Origin of the sequence: Paenibacillus sinensis (assembly GCF_019904155.1) — a bacterium.
GTDB lineage: Bacteria > Bacillota > Bacilli > Paenibacillales > Paenibacillaceae > Paenibacillus_AQ > Paenibacillus_AQ sinensis.
Genome location: NZ_JAHCMB010000128.1, coordinates 437 through 17,480 on the forward strand (window position 1 = coordinate 437; position 17,044 = coordinate 17,480).

Annotated in this window: 13 protein-coding genes; 12 read left to right on the plus strand and 1 reads right to left on the minus strand. The window is 48.4% G+C overall.

Going from position 1 to position 17,044, the window contains the following annotated elements:
* The 6 genes from KIH86_RS14130 to KIH86_RS14155 all read left to right on the plus strand — a co-directional run.
* The coding region (locus tag KIH86_RS14130) for a CPBP family intramembrane glutamic endopeptidase (protein ID WP_223110520.1) at positions 1-664 on the plus strand (664 nt) is incomplete at its 5' end.
* A gap of 367 nt (positions 665-1,031) precedes the next feature.
* A complete protein-coding gene (locus KIH86_RS14135) occupies positions 1,032-1,934 on the plus strand; it encodes an aldo/keto reductase (protein ID WP_223085461.1) in 903 nt (300 codons plus the stop codon).
* Between the two features lie 159 nt (positions 1,935-2,093).
* On the plus strand, positions 2,094-2,840 hold the full coding sequence (locus tag KIH86_RS14140) for a ThuA domain-containing protein (protein WP_223085460.1): 747 nt from the start codon (positions 2,094-2,096) through the stop codon (positions 2,838-2,840).
* Positions 2,841-2,946: 106 nt separating this feature from the next.
* Positions 2,947-4,356 carry a GMC oxidoreductase gene (locus tag KIH86_RS14145; RefSeq protein WP_235775415.1) on the plus strand — a complete coding sequence of 470 codons (1,410 nt, stop codon included), beginning with the start codon at positions 2,947-2,949 and terminating at the stop codon, positions 4,354-4,356.
* 544 nt (positions 4,357-4,900) lie between these two features.
* The gene (locus KIH86_RS14150) at positions 4,901-5,986 is read left to right on the plus strand and encodes an HD-GYP domain-containing protein (RefSeq protein WP_235775416.1); all 1,086 of its coding nucleotides are present in this window, start codon (positions 4,901-4,903) and stop codon (positions 5,984-5,986) included.
* A 12-nt stretch (positions 5,987-5,998) separates the two neighbouring features.
* The gene (locus tag KIH86_RS14155; RefSeq protein WP_223085458.1) at positions 5,999-6,274 is read left to right on the plus strand and encodes a hypothetical protein; all 276 of its coding nucleotides are present in this window, start codon (positions 5,999-6,001) and stop codon (positions 6,272-6,274) included.
* 106 nt (positions 6,275-6,380) lie between these two features.
* Here KIH86_RS14155 and KIH86_RS14160 read toward each other — a convergent pair whose 3' ends face one another.
* On the minus strand, positions 6,381-7,208 hold the full coding sequence (locus tag KIH86_RS14160) for an AraC family transcriptional regulator (protein ID WP_223085457.1): 828 nt from the start codon (positions 7,206-7,208) through the stop codon (positions 6,381-6,383).
* 199 nt (positions 7,209-7,407) lie between these two features.
* Here KIH86_RS14160 and KIH86_RS14165 point away from each other — a divergent pair, with 199 nt between their 5' ends.
* The 6 genes from KIH86_RS14165 (at position 7,408) to KIH86_RS14190 (ending at position 16,820) form a co-directional block, all read left to right on the plus strand.
* Positions 7,408-9,591, plus strand: a complete 2,184-nt coding sequence (locus KIH86_RS14165) for an alpha-galactosidase (protein WP_223085456.1) — start codon at positions 7,408-7,410, stop codon at positions 9,589-9,591.
* 115 nt (positions 9,592-9,706) lie between these two features.
* Complete coding sequence (locus KIH86_RS14170) at positions 9,707-11,509, plus strand: sensor histidine kinase (protein ID WP_223085455.1); 1,803 nt, start codon at positions 9,707-9,709, stop codon at positions 11,507-11,509.
* Positions 11,484-13,034: a response regulator transcription factor gene (locus KIH86_RS14175; RefSeq protein WP_223085454.1), complete on the plus strand. Its 1,551-nt coding sequence runs from the start codon at positions 11,484-11,486 to the stop codon at positions 13,032-13,034. The genes KIH86_RS14170 and KIH86_RS14175 overlap by 26 nt, the downstream gene beginning before the upstream one ends.
* Before the next feature lie 85 nt (positions 13,035-13,119).
* Positions 13,120-14,076 carry an ABC transporter permease gene (locus KIH86_RS14180; RefSeq protein WP_223085453.1) on the plus strand — a complete coding sequence of 319 codons (957 nt, stop codon included), beginning with the start codon at positions 13,120-13,122 and terminating at the stop codon, positions 14,074-14,076.
* A gap of 13 nt (positions 14,077-14,089) precedes the next feature.
* Positions 14,090-15,028 (plus strand): carbohydrate ABC transporter permease, encoded by a 939-nt coding sequence (locus KIH86_RS14185; protein ID WP_223085452.1) that lies wholly within the window; start codon positions 14,090-14,092, stop codon positions 15,026-15,028.
* 82 nt (positions 15,029-15,110) lie between these two features.
* Entirely contained in the window at positions 15,111-16,820 is a 1,710-nt protein-coding gene (locus KIH86_RS14190; RefSeq protein WP_223085451.1) for an ABC transporter substrate-binding protein, read from the plus strand.
* The last annotated feature ends 224 nt before the right edge of the window (positions 16,821-17,044 follow it).

The window sequence follows — 17,044 nt, forward strand, 5'->3', positions numbered from 1 at the left end:
CAATGTAAAGATTGAGAGGATCGACAAAATGAAGAGAGGCTTTAATATCCCTAATGTATTCATTTCATTGCTTCTATTAGCAACAGGACTTTGGGCATTAATTGAAGGGTTTTTAGGGATTTTTTCTAACTTATATCTAATAACAACAGGCGGCATAGGTTACTGGGTTCTAGGCGGAGACTTAAAGAGCTTGATTCGCCCAATAAAGAAAAGGCAGATTCTATTTATTATAAGAATCCTCTTATTTTCGTACGTACTGTCTTTGACGGTATTCGAACTTAGTGATCATTTCCTTCACATGCCCAGTTCAGATAATCCTGTCATTCATCAGTTATCCTGGATTACTCCTTTTGAGAAGATTCCAGGATTGTTCGGGGAAGAAATGCTGGTTATCGTATTATTGGTGATTCTGGAACATTACTTACCCAAAAACCGAACGGGCTTAATTATTGCATCTATCCTTAGTTCATTACTATTTGGAGCCGCCCATCTTAGCACATATGATTGGAATGTCTGGCAGAGTCTGGTTGTGATTGGGCTAACAAGAATTCCCTTCACCTATGCTTGGTATAAATCCGACCGCAATTTGCTGGTTAATGGATTCGCCCATTGGGGTTACGATATGTTGATCTTCATTCTTGCGATTGCCTATGGGAATGCATAACTCAAATCAACGCTGTAAGCATTAGAGCAGTGGACTTCAAGATTGAGAAGAGGAAGATTTACCGAAGCCCGGGCATTCCATAATGAAAAAGCTATGCAGCCAGCGCAAACATGAATGTTACAAATGTAATGATAAAGGTTTATATTTTCCGAATATTTTGCATATAAAATATGTGCGTTTGTTTATTAATAAGTTTACAAAATGTGTTGACTCCATGGGCATAATATTGTAAATTGATCGTGCTAGGTGATTGTCAATGACTTATGGAAGCACTTTCTTTTGAGGGAGGGCCATGAGAGGAAGGAAATATCCGGTTTGGTGGATTGCGAGAGAGCGCATACATTCTGGTTAGAAGGCGGTGTACGAAATGGAACTCCAATTAAACAAACAGCTTTCAATCTCTAAGATTGTCATTGGGTGCATGAGGATGAATGACTGGGAATTAAGCACTATGGAAATTGTCCAGTTCATAGAGTGGTGCCTGGAACGGGGAATTTCTACCTTTGACCATGCAGATATTTACGGGGGCGATCACAGCAACGAGGAGCTGTTTGGAGAGGCACTGCGCATGCAACCATCCCTGCGGGAGAAGATCCAAATCGTTACCAAGTGCGACATCTGTGTTCCGAATGACAAGAATCCAGACATTAAAACTCGCTTCTTCAACACGGATAAACAGTATATTTTGGCTCAGGTAAATGAATCACTGGATAAGCTTCGCTGCGATTATGTTGATCTTTTACTGATTCATATGTTTGACCTGTTGATCAATCCATACGAGCTTAATGAAACGCTCCAGCAGCTTAGAAGTGAGGGGAAAGTTAAATACTTTGGCTTATCGAATCATAATCCCCTTGAATTTGACACTCTGCAGAAGCATACCGACATTGAATTTGTCACGAACCAATTCATGCTCAACCCTTTGGGCATTGAAAATTACCTCAATGGCACAATGACACATTGTCTTAAAGCAGGCATTTCTCCGATGATTTGGTCGCCACTGGCAGGGGGGAGAATACTTAAACCGGGCAATCCGAAAGAGGAAAGCATGATGAACGTTCTGGAAGATATCCGGCAGGAACTTAAACTGGAACATGTCGACGAAGTCGTGTATAAATGGATCTTCAGACATTCGTCCAATCCCGCCATTGTACTGGGAACCGGAAAAAAGGAGCGCATAGAACGGGCCATCCGGTCAGCTAGCGGTGAGGAAATGACCCGTGAACAATGGTATAAGATCCTGATAGAAGCAGGGTATAAGCTGTGGTAGTCGTAGACAAGTACTAAATAGTATGGGAGAGCGGAGCACTAACCTTTGGGTTGGTGCTCTATCCGTTTCGCTAGAGTCATACCATCCATGCTCACTGCATACATATGTATGTAGACTTTGATAGTGATTTACGAATGTGGTTCTAAGGAGATTAGAAGGATGATTGAAGCGATCATTGGCTCGAATGAGTTTCGAGAAACCGATAAGATCCGTGTAACCATCTGGAACGAATATGTAAGCGAGAAGACAAAGCCTGAGGCAGCTGCAGTCTATCCCCATGGTATTCATCATGCGCTTGCCGAAGGTTTGGCTCCTTATGGCTTTCTTATCCGTACGGCAACCCTTGAGCAGCCGGAGCATGGCTTAACGGAACAGGTTCTCCGGCATACGGATGTTCTGATATGGTGGGGACATATGGCCCACGATTTAGTTAAAGATGAGATTGTTGAGCGTGTGTACCAAAGGGTGCTTGAAGGAATGGGGCTCATCGTTCTGCACTCCGGGCACTTCTCCAAGCTGTTTCGCAAGTTGATGGGCACGACCTGTAACTTGAAGTGGCGGGAAGCGAAGGAACGGGAGCTTCTATGGGTTGTGAATCCCGCTCATCCCATTACTGCAGGGCTAGGGGAATACATCCAGCTGCAGGAGGAAGAGATGTACGGCGAGTTCTTTGATATTCCCGCACCGGATGAGCTTATCTTCGTAGGCTGGTTCCAAGGAGGTCAAGTATTCCGAAGCGGCTGTACATTTTACAGACGGCTAGGGAAAATTTTTTATTTTCAGCCTGGTCATGAGTCTTATCCTGCCTATTACAATGAGCAGATTATGCGCGTTATTGCCAATGCGGTCAAATGGGCGGCATTAGCGCATGGGGCTGCACCTGTATTTGGATTTACTCCCAAGTAACTTTTCCAGTGATAAGGGGTGTCGTGTGATGCGTCATATTCCTTATTGTCCGCTGCCGACTCCTACCCGAGAGAACACCTGGATACCGGTTATATCCTTAGACGAAATGGCTTCTAGAGAATACGATGTACTCGTGGTCGGGACCGGCGCCGGCGGAGGGGCTGCCCTCTGGAGACTGTGCGAACAGCTGCACAAGACGAACAAACGGATAGGAGTCGTCGAACGGGGGGGCCTGCTGCTGCCTACAAATGCTTTCAACATTCCAACGGGAACAACAGCTGGCAGTCTATACAACAACCCGCAGATCGGCATTCGGTTGGGCGATGCACTTCCCCAATTTCCGGGAACCCGTCTGGTCTATGCGCTCGGTGGCCGTACGTTGTTCTGGGGGGCGGTTTGTCCGCGTATTCCGGATTTCGAGCTTGCTTCATGGCCCGTTCCCATTCCAGAAATGCACAGGTACTATAGCATCGCTGAACGGATGATGAATGTAACGGATTTGTATTCACGATACTCCACTTTTACGCAAAATCTGCTTGATCGTCTGCGGGCGAACGGTTATCCCGAGGCCGTCGATCAGCCGGTCGGTATTGACCTCCAGCCTACGCAGTATGGAGAGCTGCATACGAATGCCTATTTCAGTTCGATTAGCTTGTTGGCAAGAGCGATGCATTTGCATCCCTACGATCTCGCAGTGAATGCACAGGCGATTCAGGTCCTAACGGATCAGAATCAGAGGACGCGGGGGATACGGGTGATTACACCGGAGCGGACAATCTACGAGCTTCGCTCCAAAACCGTGGTACTCGCAGCAAGTGCGTTGGAAACCCCGCGGATTCTGCTTAATTCGGGGATTCCCGGAAGAGCGATCGGACACTACCTCACCAACCACTCCATCGTCAGGGGAGTTGGTCAAATCAGCAGCACGGATTTACCGGAGATATTGGGTATGATCAATATTTTGGTTCCGCAGACATGGTATCGCCCCATCCAGCTTCAAATGTTCGGCGCTTATTATTCCTATCAATTTCAAACGAAACCGAGAGTAAATAAGTGGGATGACAATGTCCTGATCACATTGGGTAAGGTGCAGTCCCGGTACGAGAACCGAATGTTTCTCGATCCAAACCGGCAGGACGCTTACGGATTGCCTGAGCTGCAAGTCCAATTCAGCTACAGTCCCACGGATTGGGCAATCATAGAGGAATCCGCTGCAGCCCTTCGGGATGTAGCTTCGCTAACAGGCTTGAAGCTCGATTTAACCGCTGAAGGATCAGATGTCTGTTTGTTCCTGCCTGGAGCGGATAATCACGAATCGGGAACTTGCCGGATGGGAAATGACCCCTGGACCTCTGTCACAAACCCGATAGGCTCTGTACACGGAATAACCGGATTATATATTACGGATAACAGCGTGTTGCCCAGTATGGGTGCGGTTAATCCGACGCTATCTACTGTGGCTTTGGCGATCCGGACGGCGGATTATATAGCAAGCGAATGCAGAATTGGACAGTGAGTTTTTTATGATGAAGCATAAGGCTGGAAAGAGACTTGTCAGATGGCAGGTCTCTTTTTGTTTTTTGCAGCGGATGATCAACATGGCAACATTGACCACCAGAGCCGGGAAACATTGCAGCGCTGACCCAAGCACAATCCTACAGAATGCCTAAAATAACACTGTTCAATTAATAGTCCGATACTCACAATATTAGCTTCCTAACTCCAATATACTGTTACTATGGATTCATTTACCGGGAGAATAATAAAATTTCATTTTATAGCTACCGTAATAATCTTTAGGGTTATATAAAAACCTCAGCAAAACGGATCAACCTGAACATCAGCTAAAAAAAGACATTAAGGTACATACTCATTTTTGCAACGAGTTCATATTTGGCGTCAATGCTTCACTTAAGGCGACTAATCCTGCCTATAATCACCGACGCTGCGGAAACCGTAGACCTAGTTCATTGCAAGTCCGGCTGGCAGATTCGCAACGACGCCCAAGTCCGTCCCATCTGAAGTATACAACAGAGAAAGAATGAGGAGGTGGTTCCACAGTGTCGATTGACGAATACACAAGCTTTATCGGTAAACGTTTGGGGAGCAATATCTACAACAGCAACGGAACGTTATTAATTGCGAGGAACACGATTCTGCGGAAGAGCCACATTGAGAAACTGGCCAATTTTAAAATCGATCTCGGGAATGTAGAAGCCGCGGTCATTGATAGTGTGGATGAGCAGCAAGTTCATCCGGATGGCGATCAACCTAAATTGACTGTATCCCTTCGGCCCTCCTCCATCGAAAATCGTAAAAAAGTTAAACGGACGGAAATGCATTTGCATGAGATAGACAATCTCGTACGGGACAATGGCGTTGTCCCTATTGCTGATGTCGAAGAGAAGATCATTCCCTTTATCAATGAAACTGCGAAGAGATACAATCTGTTCGAAGTATTCACCGAGCTTAGAGAACAAGGTGATTTTCGTTACAAGCAGAGCATCGGTGTTGCCGTTATTGCTACATCGATAGGCAAATGGTTAAAGCTGGATGAGGAGGAACTGGGCCTGCTGACGATCGCTGCAAGTCTGTATGATATCGGTTCCGTTAAGCTTCCCTCTTCCTTGGTCAATAAACCGGCAAGATTTGATTATCATGAATTCGAGATCATGAAGCAGCACACCGTTCTTGGTTATGAGCTCCTGACAAACTCGAATGTTGACCCTCGGATCGCCTTAGTCGCCCTGCAGCATCATGAGAGAGAAGACGGCAGCGGCTATCCGAATGGATTGAAAGGAAATCAAATTGACCGGCTGAGTAAAATCGTTGCCTTGGCAGACGTGTATATGGCTATGATCTCGGATCGGCCGCATAGACCGGCATTTACTTTTTTCGAGGTGATTAACGAGCTTCATGAAGGCATTTTGAATAATCGCTTCGACTTGACCATTGGCATGACATTTTTGGATTCGCTTCTTTCGACTCAAATCGGTTGTGAGGTCGTTCTGTCGGATGGACGTAGGGGTAAGATCCTGCTAACGAACGTGAACTATCCTACCAAGCCTCTCATTGCTTTGGATCAAAATGATTTCATTGATCTGAGCAAAACGGATCTCATCCACATCAAGTATGTTATCGGGTAAGGAGATTCTATGATGAATGATGTATCTGTATTTCAACCTTTAAAGACGAACCTTTCCATTTCATCCGAATGTCTGGGTAAGGATATTACGTTCCTGCTGGAAATATCCGGCCCGGATTATAATGAAGCAGCGACACAAAAGCTCGTCAATACCTTGCGCCGCAACGGGTTTTCTACCATTGAGGATGTCGTCAGCGTCAGTGCGAAGCGTATTCAATTGCTAAAGTGGATTGGCGATAAGTCGTTCACGCAGCTTCTAGTTCTACTGAAGAAAGCTTCTGAGTCGTGAATGTGTTTGGTTGTTGAGGAAGCGGGTTGTCTCGAGTCATCGAAGATGACAGAGGAGACGGCCCCTTCTTTTTTTAATTTGCAGGGTTCGGCTTTCGGGGATAGTCTCAGGTCTGGGCATAGGCTTCGGCCCGGTAATGCTTGGGAGAGGAGCCCTTCACTTTCTTGAAAATTTTAGAGAACAGCAGAGCATCGTTATAACCGACTGATCGGGAAATATCCGCGATTGAAAGCTCCGGGTTTCCCATCATTTCACAAGCCTTATTGATTCGATAGCGAATCAGGTAATCCTGAATGCTTAATTGCATCCGTTGTTTGAATAACGAGCACAAATAGCTTCGATTGAGTCCAATAAACTGAGCGATGTCCTCAATCGTAATTTTCTGGGGATAGTTCATTTCGATAAAGTCCTTTACCTTCTCCACATAAATCTCCGCCCGGGTCTCCTTAAGTTCAGGGGAAGTCACCGGACCGAATTCCACGAGCAGCGATAACAATAAATAGAGCAGCCCAGTCAGTCTGGTCTCCCGGGCCTTCCCGAATTCCCTCGACTCATTCATCAACTGCAAGTACCGGTAAATCCTATCATCTCTGTCATAGTTGAAAATCGGGGAAGCCTTCAACAGCCCCGCCTGCTTGAGAAGCAGTTCCGCCGATGTCCCGTCAAAACCAAACCAGCAATAAGACCAGGGGTTGGCAGTATCGGCTTGATAGTAGGTGATAATATCGGGGAAAATCAAAAAACCTTGCCCCTTCCGCAATTGGTACTGGATACCGCCGACTTCAAATACCCCCTCCCCGCTTAAAACATAGTGAAGTAAATAGTGACTTCGTACAGCCGGCCCAAAGAAATGACCCGATATACAGTCCTCCATGCCAAACTGGGTCAGATGCAGTTCGGGATGCTGTTTGCTGCGTGGCAAATATTCAATCACATGAAATCTCCTCATCTAAAATATCCAGCATTATAACATATTTAGTGAGTACTATGCCATGTACTCCATATCTGAATCTAATATATCATTTTGTATAGTGCTGGCTAACATCTTGCATGAGGATATCAAGTATTAAACCATGTTATCTTAACTGGAATTTTTGAAAACATTATGAACTGGAAGAAAGGGGTATTTGGCAATGGGCATTATCGTTCAGGAGCAAACCGGACTGTTTCATCTGCAATCGTCCGGCATGAGCTATATTATTCAAATCGTAGAGGGGTACCCGGTACATGTATATTGGGGAAGCAGATTGAAACATCGGGAACCGATGTCCGATCTGCTGATCCATACCCCGAACAAAGCAGGTTTGGATCGGCTGCCGCAGGAATACCCGCAATACGGGAGCGGAGACTTCCGGAATCCGGCGTATCAGGCTGAGCTTGAGGATGGCACACGTATCACTGAGTTGAAATACGCAGGCTACCGCATCATTAAGGGGAAACCATCCCTGACCGGGCTTCCAGCCGTATATGTCGAGGATGTGGCCGAAGCAGATACGCTGGAACTGGAATTAACGGATGCGTATTCAGGTCTTCAGGTTGTGCTAAGCTATAGCATCTTCAGTGACCGCAACGTCATCGTTCGCTCGGCCCGTTTGAGCAATGAGAGCGCCAACAAGCTGCGGCTTCGCCGTGCCCTGAGTGCAAGTGTCGATTTCCAGGGCAACCGCGATTTCGAGATCACGTACCTTACAGGCGCCTGGGCCCGGGAAGGCAATATTACCCGTAAACCGCTTCATCAAGGCGAGACACGAATCGACAGCAAGCGGGGCATGAGCGGCCATCAATTCAACCCTTTTGCCGCGCTGGTTACTCCGCAGACGACGGAATATCATGGTGACGCTTACGGCTTCAGCCTTATCTACAGCGGCGGCTTTGAAGCGGATGCGGAAGTGGATGCATTCGGCTCCACGCGGTTCAGCATCGGTATCAATTCATTTGATTTTGCATGGCTGCTGAGTCCGGGGGAGAGCTTCCAGACACCGGAGACGGTTATGGTCTACTCCGGGCAAGGGCTGGGAGACTTGTCGCGGACATATCATCGCTTGTACCGGACCCGGCTCAGCCGCGGGAAATACCGGGATGAAGAGCGTCCGATTTTGGTCAATAACTGGGAAGCCACTTACTTTAACTTCAATGCGGATAAGCTGGTATCGATCGCGAAAGAGGGAGCCAAGCTGGGCATCGAGCTGTTTGTTCTGGATGACGGCTGGTTCGGGAAGCGGGATGCCGACAATTCGTCTCTCGGCGACTGGTTTGAGGACCGCCGGAAGCTTCCTGATGGCCTTGCGGATGTTGCGGAACGCATCAATCGGCTGGGTCTGAAATTCGGGCTCTGGGTCGAGCCCGAGATGATCTCGCCGGACAGCGAGCTGTACCGGAAGCACCCGGACTGGTGCCTCCATGTTCCAGGACGGAGACGCAGCGAAGCAAGATGGCAGCTTGTGCTGGATTATACCCGCCAGGAAGTGCGCGATTACATCTTTGAATCGCTGTCTGCCATTTTCTCCACTGTGCCGGTCGCTTATGTGAAATGGGATATGAACCGCTGCCTGACGGAGATAGGCTCTGCCGAGCTTTCGCCGGAACGCCAGAGTGAGACTGCCCACCGCTATGTTCTTGGATTATACGAACTGCTCGAACGCATCACCACTGCATTCCCGGATATTCTCTTCGAGAGCTGCTGCAGCGGGGGAGGCCGGTTCGATCCCGGTATGCTCTATTACATGCCTCAGACCTGGACCAGTGACAATACCGATGCGGTGGAGCGCCTGAAGATTCAATACGGCACCAGTCTGGTTTATCCCGTAAGCGCAATCGGAGCGCATGTATCGGCCGTGCCGAATCATCAGGTCGGTCGGATCACGCCGCTTGAGTTCCGGGGCGATGTCGCAATGTCCGGAAACTTCGGGTATGAGCTTGACCTTACGAAATTCACGGAAGAGGAAAAAGAGATCGTCAAGCGCCAGGTTGCAACCTACAAGGAGATTCGCGGTCTGGTGCAGAAGGGTGATATGTACCGCCTGAAGAGTCCGTTCGAAGGCAACGAGTCGGCCTGGATGTTTGTTTCCGAGGATAAAGGAGAAGCGCTTGTCTACTATTTCCAGGTGATGGCGGTGCCTAACCCGCCACTGCGATATTTGCGTCTGGCCGGGCTTCAACCGGAGCTCGAATACGAGGTTCAGTCGGGATATGGCGGAGACAAGGCGATCATCGGGGGAGACAGACTGATGCAATTGGGACTGCCTCTTGCGTATGAGCAGAAGGATTATGAGAGCGGCTGGTTCAGAATTCGGGCAGTAGAGCCCGGGAAGGCTTGATGCAAAGAAACGGGCAATGCCTGATGAAGTAAAATACTGCAAATAATTCCTTGCCCCTTTTTGAGTGAAAAGGGGCATTTTCGCGCAGCGGCCGAATGGGTCCGGGAGGGTTGACGTGTTCTTTATCCGAATGATGAACGACATGAAAATGAAGAAAAAGCTGGCAATTACATTCATTTCGGCTGCCGTTCTTCCGTTGTTGTTATCCGGCCTGCTGTTGACCGGAAAGCTTCGGGAGATCGTTATTGATGATGCCTTCTCGCAGGTAACGAACAATGTCGAGCGCGTCCGAAAGCGGACGGAAGAGCTGATTAAAGTACCGCTGGACATATCCTACCGCCTAACCGTAGATAACCGTATGATGAGGGTAGCCACCCAACAATACGAAAGCTACGGTGAAGTCATTCAGGCATACCGCGGGTATACGGATATACGCGATTACAACCAATGGTACAAGGAGATCGCAGGCATCCGTGTGTATGCCGTTAATCCGACAGCTCTCAACAACTGGGAATTTATTCAGCCGGATGATACCATCACGGCCGAATCCTGGTACAAGGAGGCTATAGCCCAGAAGGGACTTGCCGGATGGAACTTGATCAAGGATGAACGTGACGGCAACGAGTATCTCAGTCTGATACGTTCATTTCCGCTGGACTCACTGGGGCGAAAAGGAGTTATGGTCATTAATGTGGATAAACAGCAATTAAGGTTGATCCTGGAACAGGAGTCATTCACCACGTTGATCGTGGATAATCGGAATCGGGTCGTCGGCTCCAATAAAGCGGAGTTTTACGGGAAGAATCTATCAGCAATTGAGGGGGATGACAAGATACTTTCCCGTAAGGAAGGAAGCTATAATACGACCGTCAACGGCAAAGCCTCCAAAGTCGTTATCGCAAATCTGACACCGGAGAATAGCTGGAACGGACTTCGGATCATTTCCGTGTTTACCGTGTCCGAGATTACCCGCGATGCCAATCAAGTGATCAGGCTCGGCGCAATCGTGGTAACGGTTAGCCTTATATTTGCAATAGTGCTTATCTATGCTTCCGCCTCGCTGCTATCCGGAAGGCTTCTTCGTCTAAGCAAGCATATGTCCAAAGTGGGATCGGGTTCCTGGGAAACCTATCTCCATATCGATGGTAAAGATGAAGTCGGATTGCTGTCCAGGCAATTTAATTCGCTTGTCAGAAGCGTGCACGACCTGGTCCAGGAAGTCCAGGAAACGAATCATCAGAGGAATTTGGCCCTGCAAAGACAAAGCGAGATCAAGTTCAAAATGCTGGCAAGCCAGATTAATCCGCATTTTCTCTTCAACTCGCTGGAATCAATACGAATGGAGTCCCATATTCGCAAGCAGGACGATATCGCGGAGGCCATATGGCTTCTGAGCACGCTGCTGCGCAGCAGCCTGGAGGCCGGCAACGACAATATTCCTCTCCGCGAAGAGCTTGAGCGTGTGCGCTGTTATCTGGATATCGAAAAGTTCCGGTATGAAGATCGTTTGGAATATCGCCTGACGGTTGATCCGGAACTTGCAGACATACCAGTCCCTCCTATGATTATTCAACCTCTAGTGGAGAATTCCATCGTTCATGGCCTTGATAACCGCGAAGAAGGAGCAGTAATTTCAGTTGAAGTGAAGAGGGTCCCGAAAGGGGCTGAGGTTCAAGTGTGCGACAATGGCGCAGGCTTCCCGGCAGAACGTCTCGCCAGTATTCGAGCGGAGCTTGCTGAATCCGTACATGAACAGGAGAGCAAGCGGATCGGGATGCGAAATGTGAACGATCGGCTTGTGCTGCTGTACGGGGCATCCAGCGCCCTGAGTATCGAGAGCGAGCCCGGGAAAGGCACGACTATTACGTTTTTCATTCCTGGAGGTGTACACAATGATGAAGGTCGTTATCGTGGATGATGAGCCGAAGCTAAGACAAGGACTTCAAACGCTGATTCCGTGGGAGAGTCTCGGTTTTACGGTCGCGGCTACGGCCGGCAATGGCAAAGAAGCCTTGAAGGTCATCGGGGAAGAGGTTCCCGAAGTTATAGTCGCAGACATCAGAATGCCTGTTATGGACGGCTTGCAATTAATTCGGCACTTGAGATCGAATGGTCAGCAATCGCATTTTATTATTCTCAGCGGATATGCCGATTTCGAATATGCCCAACAGGCGATCAGATATGGGGTAGACGGGTATCTCCTAAAACCGGTTAATATCAGTGAAATGTCGGAGACTCTGAAGCTGGTGCGCGAGCGGATCGAAGAGGAACGCCTTCAGGAGGAAGGGTACCGGGCAGAGGCTGTAAACCAGGATCTGGTCCTGCATGACCTGCTCGCTCCAAGGGAGATGCCGGAAGATCCGGCACAGCTGAGAAGCAAGCTCGGGCACGCGAATTTGTTGTGGAGCAGTTACGAAGTCGTGGTCATTTGTCCGCGCGTTTCCGAAGCGGATCGTCAGGAAGCGTTAAATCAGCTGTCGGCCGGACTGAAACAAGGGATTGAGGGGCGGAGAATGGGACTCGTGAGTGTAATCCACCCTTATGTCATTCTCCTGCTCAATGCGCCTCTGCGCGGAAGACAGTCACGCGATAATCTGTACGGCGAGATCCGAAGCGCAGCCGGCGATACCCGATTCGTCGCCGCAACAAGTGGAGCTGTTACCGAACCTGAACAGATTTGCGGCTCATATGCAAAAGCTCAGGAAGCGGTGAAACAAGCTTTTTTCAGCGAGAAGGACCTTCTGTTGGAGCCGGGTCTTCCTCTTCTTCCTTCACCGGAGCTTCCCCGGCTGCCCGATGACAGCTATGAGGAGAAGATGAATGCCTTAATATTCCGCCTGTATTACAGCCTGGATGCGGGCAACAAAACTATGGTGTTCCCATTGTTAAATGAGGCTGCAGCGCTGTTTCTCAGTCAGGAGCAGGATGAGAAGTCGGTCAAACAATCCTTCTTTTTTCTGTCCAACGCGATCATTCATAAGCTCACCGCCGCTTCTCCTATAGAACTAAAAGAGACGGAAACGGTTTCGCGCTTTTTAAACGGGATTTATCAGCATGATTACCTGCAGGATCTCTTGGAAGAGATATGCCGATTCCTATTAGCGTTTGCGGAAGACACCGAGCCAAAAGGCAAGGAGCAGGAAATCAAGAAAATGATCGATTTCATTCAGCGCCATTATGCCGAAGATTTTAAGCTTTCAACATTAGCCGGATTGCTGAACTATAGCACCCCCTATTTAGGGCAGCTATTCAGGAACATGACCGGAGAGTATTTTAACACTTATGTGGACAAAGTACGTATTCAAAAAGCCAAAGAGCTGCTGGCCCAAGGAATGAAGGTGTACGAAGTGGCCGAGCTTGTCGGTTATACGAGCGTCAATTACTTTTTCAGCAAATTCAAGAAGTACGAAAATCGTTCCCCGTCAGATTATAAAAAACCGTAATTTGTAGATGATTTTTCCCGAAATCCTTAGTATGTGCCCGGCCTCCCTTCTGATTTAAGATGGTAATCAAGAGAGGGGAGGAAGTATGAAAACGATAACAATGAATGCGGAAACCGTATACAAAAAGAGAAAAGGAAGCGCCTGGAAGGAGTTTAAAAATCAGAAGTATCTCTACTACATGTCTATACCTTTTGTTCTTTGGGTCTTTGTCTTCCAGTATTTGCCCTTATGGGGCTGGACAATGGCTTTCCAGAAATATAAGCCTGGGCGTGGTTTCTTTGAACAGAAATGGGTAGGCTTTGAGCATTTTCGCGCCTTGTTCAAGGATGAACACTTCTACCAAGTGCTGCGAAACACACTGGCTATGAGCTTTATGGGCCTGATCGCCGGTTTCATCGTACCGGTTGTCTTTGCTCTGCTCTTAAATGAGGTTCGTGTTCAGGCATTGAAACGGTTCGTTCAGACCGTATCGTATCTTCCGCATTTTGTATCCTGGGTAGTAGCCGCAGGGATTGTCACCAAAATGCTCTCCACGGACGGCGGGGTCGTGAATGATCTACTCATGGGCCTGCACATCATCGATCAGCCGATTCAATTTATGGCACAGGGTCATTTATTCTGGGGGATCGTCACCGGTGCGGATATTTGGAAGGAAACGGGCTGGAACGCGATTATTTATCTGGCCGCCATATCCGGTATCGGTCCTGAATTGTACGAAGCTGCACGGGTGGACGGCGCGAGCCGTTTAAGACAGATGTGGCATATCACGCTGCCGGGAATTCGGTCGACGATCATCATCCTGTTCATTATGTCCATCGGCCATCTGCTCGGAACAGGATTTGAGAAACAGTTTCTGCTGGGGAATCACATGGTCATCGATTACTCTGAAGTACTTGATTTGTATGCGCTTAATTACGGTCTCGCCATGGGACGGTACTCCTTCGGTACGGCAATCAATATCTTCAATTCGGTGATAAGCCTGATGCTATTGTTTGCGGCTAACGGGATTTTCAAGCGCTTTACGAATGAAAGTATTATGTAGGAGGTAAGGTGACATGGGGGTTGTTAACAGTAATGCGCCGGTCGGCAAGCTGAAGCAGAGCCTTCAGACGAAATCGGCGCAGGATCGAGTACTTGAAGTCGTTGTGTATGTATCCATGATTGTTGTAACCGTTCTAACGATCTATCCATTCCTGAACGTGCTTGCCGTCTCCTTTAACGATTCAGTGGATACCGTCAGAGGAGGAATCACCGTCTGGCCAAGGAAGTTTACGATGGAGAACTATAGTCTGATTTTCACCTATGGGAGTCTGATAACCGGCTTCAAAATCTCCATTCTGCGGACGATCATCGGCACCGTTGCAGGCTTGATCAGCAGCTCCATGCTGGCCTACACGCTTGCGCGGGAAGATTTTCAGGCGAGAAGATTCATCTCGGTCTTTCTCGCAGTCACCATGTATGTCTCCGGGGGCCTGATTCCGGGCTTCATCCTGATGAGGGATTTGCACCTGATGAATACGTTTGCCGTCTACATTTTACCGGGTCTTGTAAGCGCCTTTAATGTCTTCGTTATCCGTTCCTTCATTGACGCACTGCCCAATGCGTTACAGGAATCAGCCAAGCTGGATGGCGCCAACGATTTTACCATCTACTTGCGCATTATTCTCCCTCTGTGCAAACCGGCTTTGGCGACTGTGGCGCTCTTCCTCGCGGTAGGGCAGTGGAACTCCTGGTTCGATACTTATCTGTTTAACGGGTCTAACGAAGCTTTGACAACTCTGCAATATGAATTAATGAAAATCCTGCAAAGCACGACATCGACTGCAACTAACTCCCAGGATGCCGCTAACATGGCTGAGCGCATGGCCCAGGTGTCGCCGGAGTCTGTAAAAATGGCCATTACGATTATCGTCACAGTGCCGATTCTGATCGTTTATCCTTTTTTGCAAAAGTACTTTGTCAAAGGTATGACACTCGGCGCTGTAAAGAGTTAGAGCGCTTCTGCCTATGGTGTGTCCAGGTTAGCAGCCTGTCTCATACAAACTATATCTAATTCATTATTTAGGGGGTAGCTTCATGAAGTCGGGAAGAAAATGGACGGTTGCATCTTCCATAGTAGCGCTGACTTTAACATCGACGCTTGCGGGGTGCGGCGGGAATAACAGCTCTACGGCCGGAGAGGGAACCAATGCAGAAGGAGCTTCTTCATCCGGGACAGATTTAAAGCCCATCACGCTTAGTTATTTCTCGGAGGATGGCAGTACGAACTGGAACAACATGAAGGATGAGGTCGGCAAGATTATTACGGAGAAAACCGGTGTAACGCTGGATGCCGAGTTTGCCGTAGGTGACCCGGCACAGAAGGTATCGCTGATTGCTGCAACTGGCAACTATCCGGATTTGATTGCCGCGAAAGCGGATTTGGGCAAACTGGTCGACGCTGGCGCTGTCATCGATCTGACGGATTTGATCGACAAGTACGCACCGAATATCAAGAAAATGTTGGGAGACAAGATCGTCCGGACCAAATACAGCCTGGACGATCAGGCGATTTATGCGGTTCCAACCTGGTCCTCCGTTGATGAGAAGAAGATTAAAGCCGACGGAGGATTTGAACTCCAGCACCGTGTTGTGAAGGAAGCCGGATATCCGGAAATACGAACGGTAAAGGATTTTGAAAAAGTCATTCAGGATTATATCGCCAAGCATCCAACGGACGAGAACGGCAACAAAAATATTGGCTTATCGCTGAATGCGGATGATTGGCATATGTATCAGGTAACCAACTCCGGATTCCAGACAACCGGCGGACCGGATGATGGCGAATATTTCATCGATCAAAAAACGTATCAAGCGACTTATCATTTCCGCCGTCCGGAGGAGAAAGAATATTTCCGCTGGCTGAATCATATGAACAGCATCGGATTGCTCGATCCGGAAAGCTTCGTGCAGAAGGCCGATCAGTTCAAGTCAAAAGTGGCTTCGGGCCGGATTCTCGGTCTGGCTGATCCGGAATGGGATTATGGCGACGGACAGAATGCGCTAAAGGCCGCGGGCAAATTCGATCAGACTTACGGTCATTATCCGGTTACCATGAGCGCGGAGTACAAGGATACGAGCTTCTGGCAGGCCGGTTTTGACGGCGGGTACGGAATTTCGATCTCCAGCAAGTGCAAAGACCCGGTACGCGCGATTCAGTTCCTTGATTTCCTGGCATCGGAAGAGGGGCAAATTCTGAACAACTGGGGCATTGAAGGAAAACACTATACGCTTGAAAACGGCAAACGGGTAGTAATACCGGCTGTACAGGAACGGATGAACAATGACAACGCAGGTTTCCAAAAAGAATCCGGTGTCGGTCTTTATTGGAACCTGATGGTGCATTACGGGGATGGAATCAAGGATTCAACCGATAACTATTTCACTCGCAATTATCCGGAAATGTTGACAGCGAGCTACAGCGATGCGGAGAAGGAAACCCTGAAGGCTTACAATGCCGAGCATTGGAAGGATCTGTTCCCTAAGGAAGAGGAATTTGAGCCGAGAGCTTACGGTGCGGCATACACCATGTCACTCGCCAGCGACGATCCTGCGGTTATCCTGGGCGCCAAGATGAAGGACATTACGTGGAAGCGTATTCCTGAAGCGGTAATGGCCAAACCGGCAGACTTCGACAAGATCTGGGACGCCTATATGGCCGATCTGGATAAGGCAGGAGTTAAAGAAATGGAAGAAGCCTACACCAAGCATATTCAAGACCGGATCAAGCTGTGGTCCACTAAGTAATCTCTTTATACAAAAATAACGGGCTCGTTTCCAACTCGATTTGAGGAGGAACGAGCCTCTTTTTCATGATTCCTAGAACAACATAATCGCTGGACTTTCATACTTTTTACTCTGGCTGGTTTCGTTTGGAAATGCAAACTCCAAATCCAGATAACGATCATGCAGCGGCCGTGTCTCGGTATTCCACCGGGGAACGGCCGTTTTGCCTGATTTGATAGCGTCGG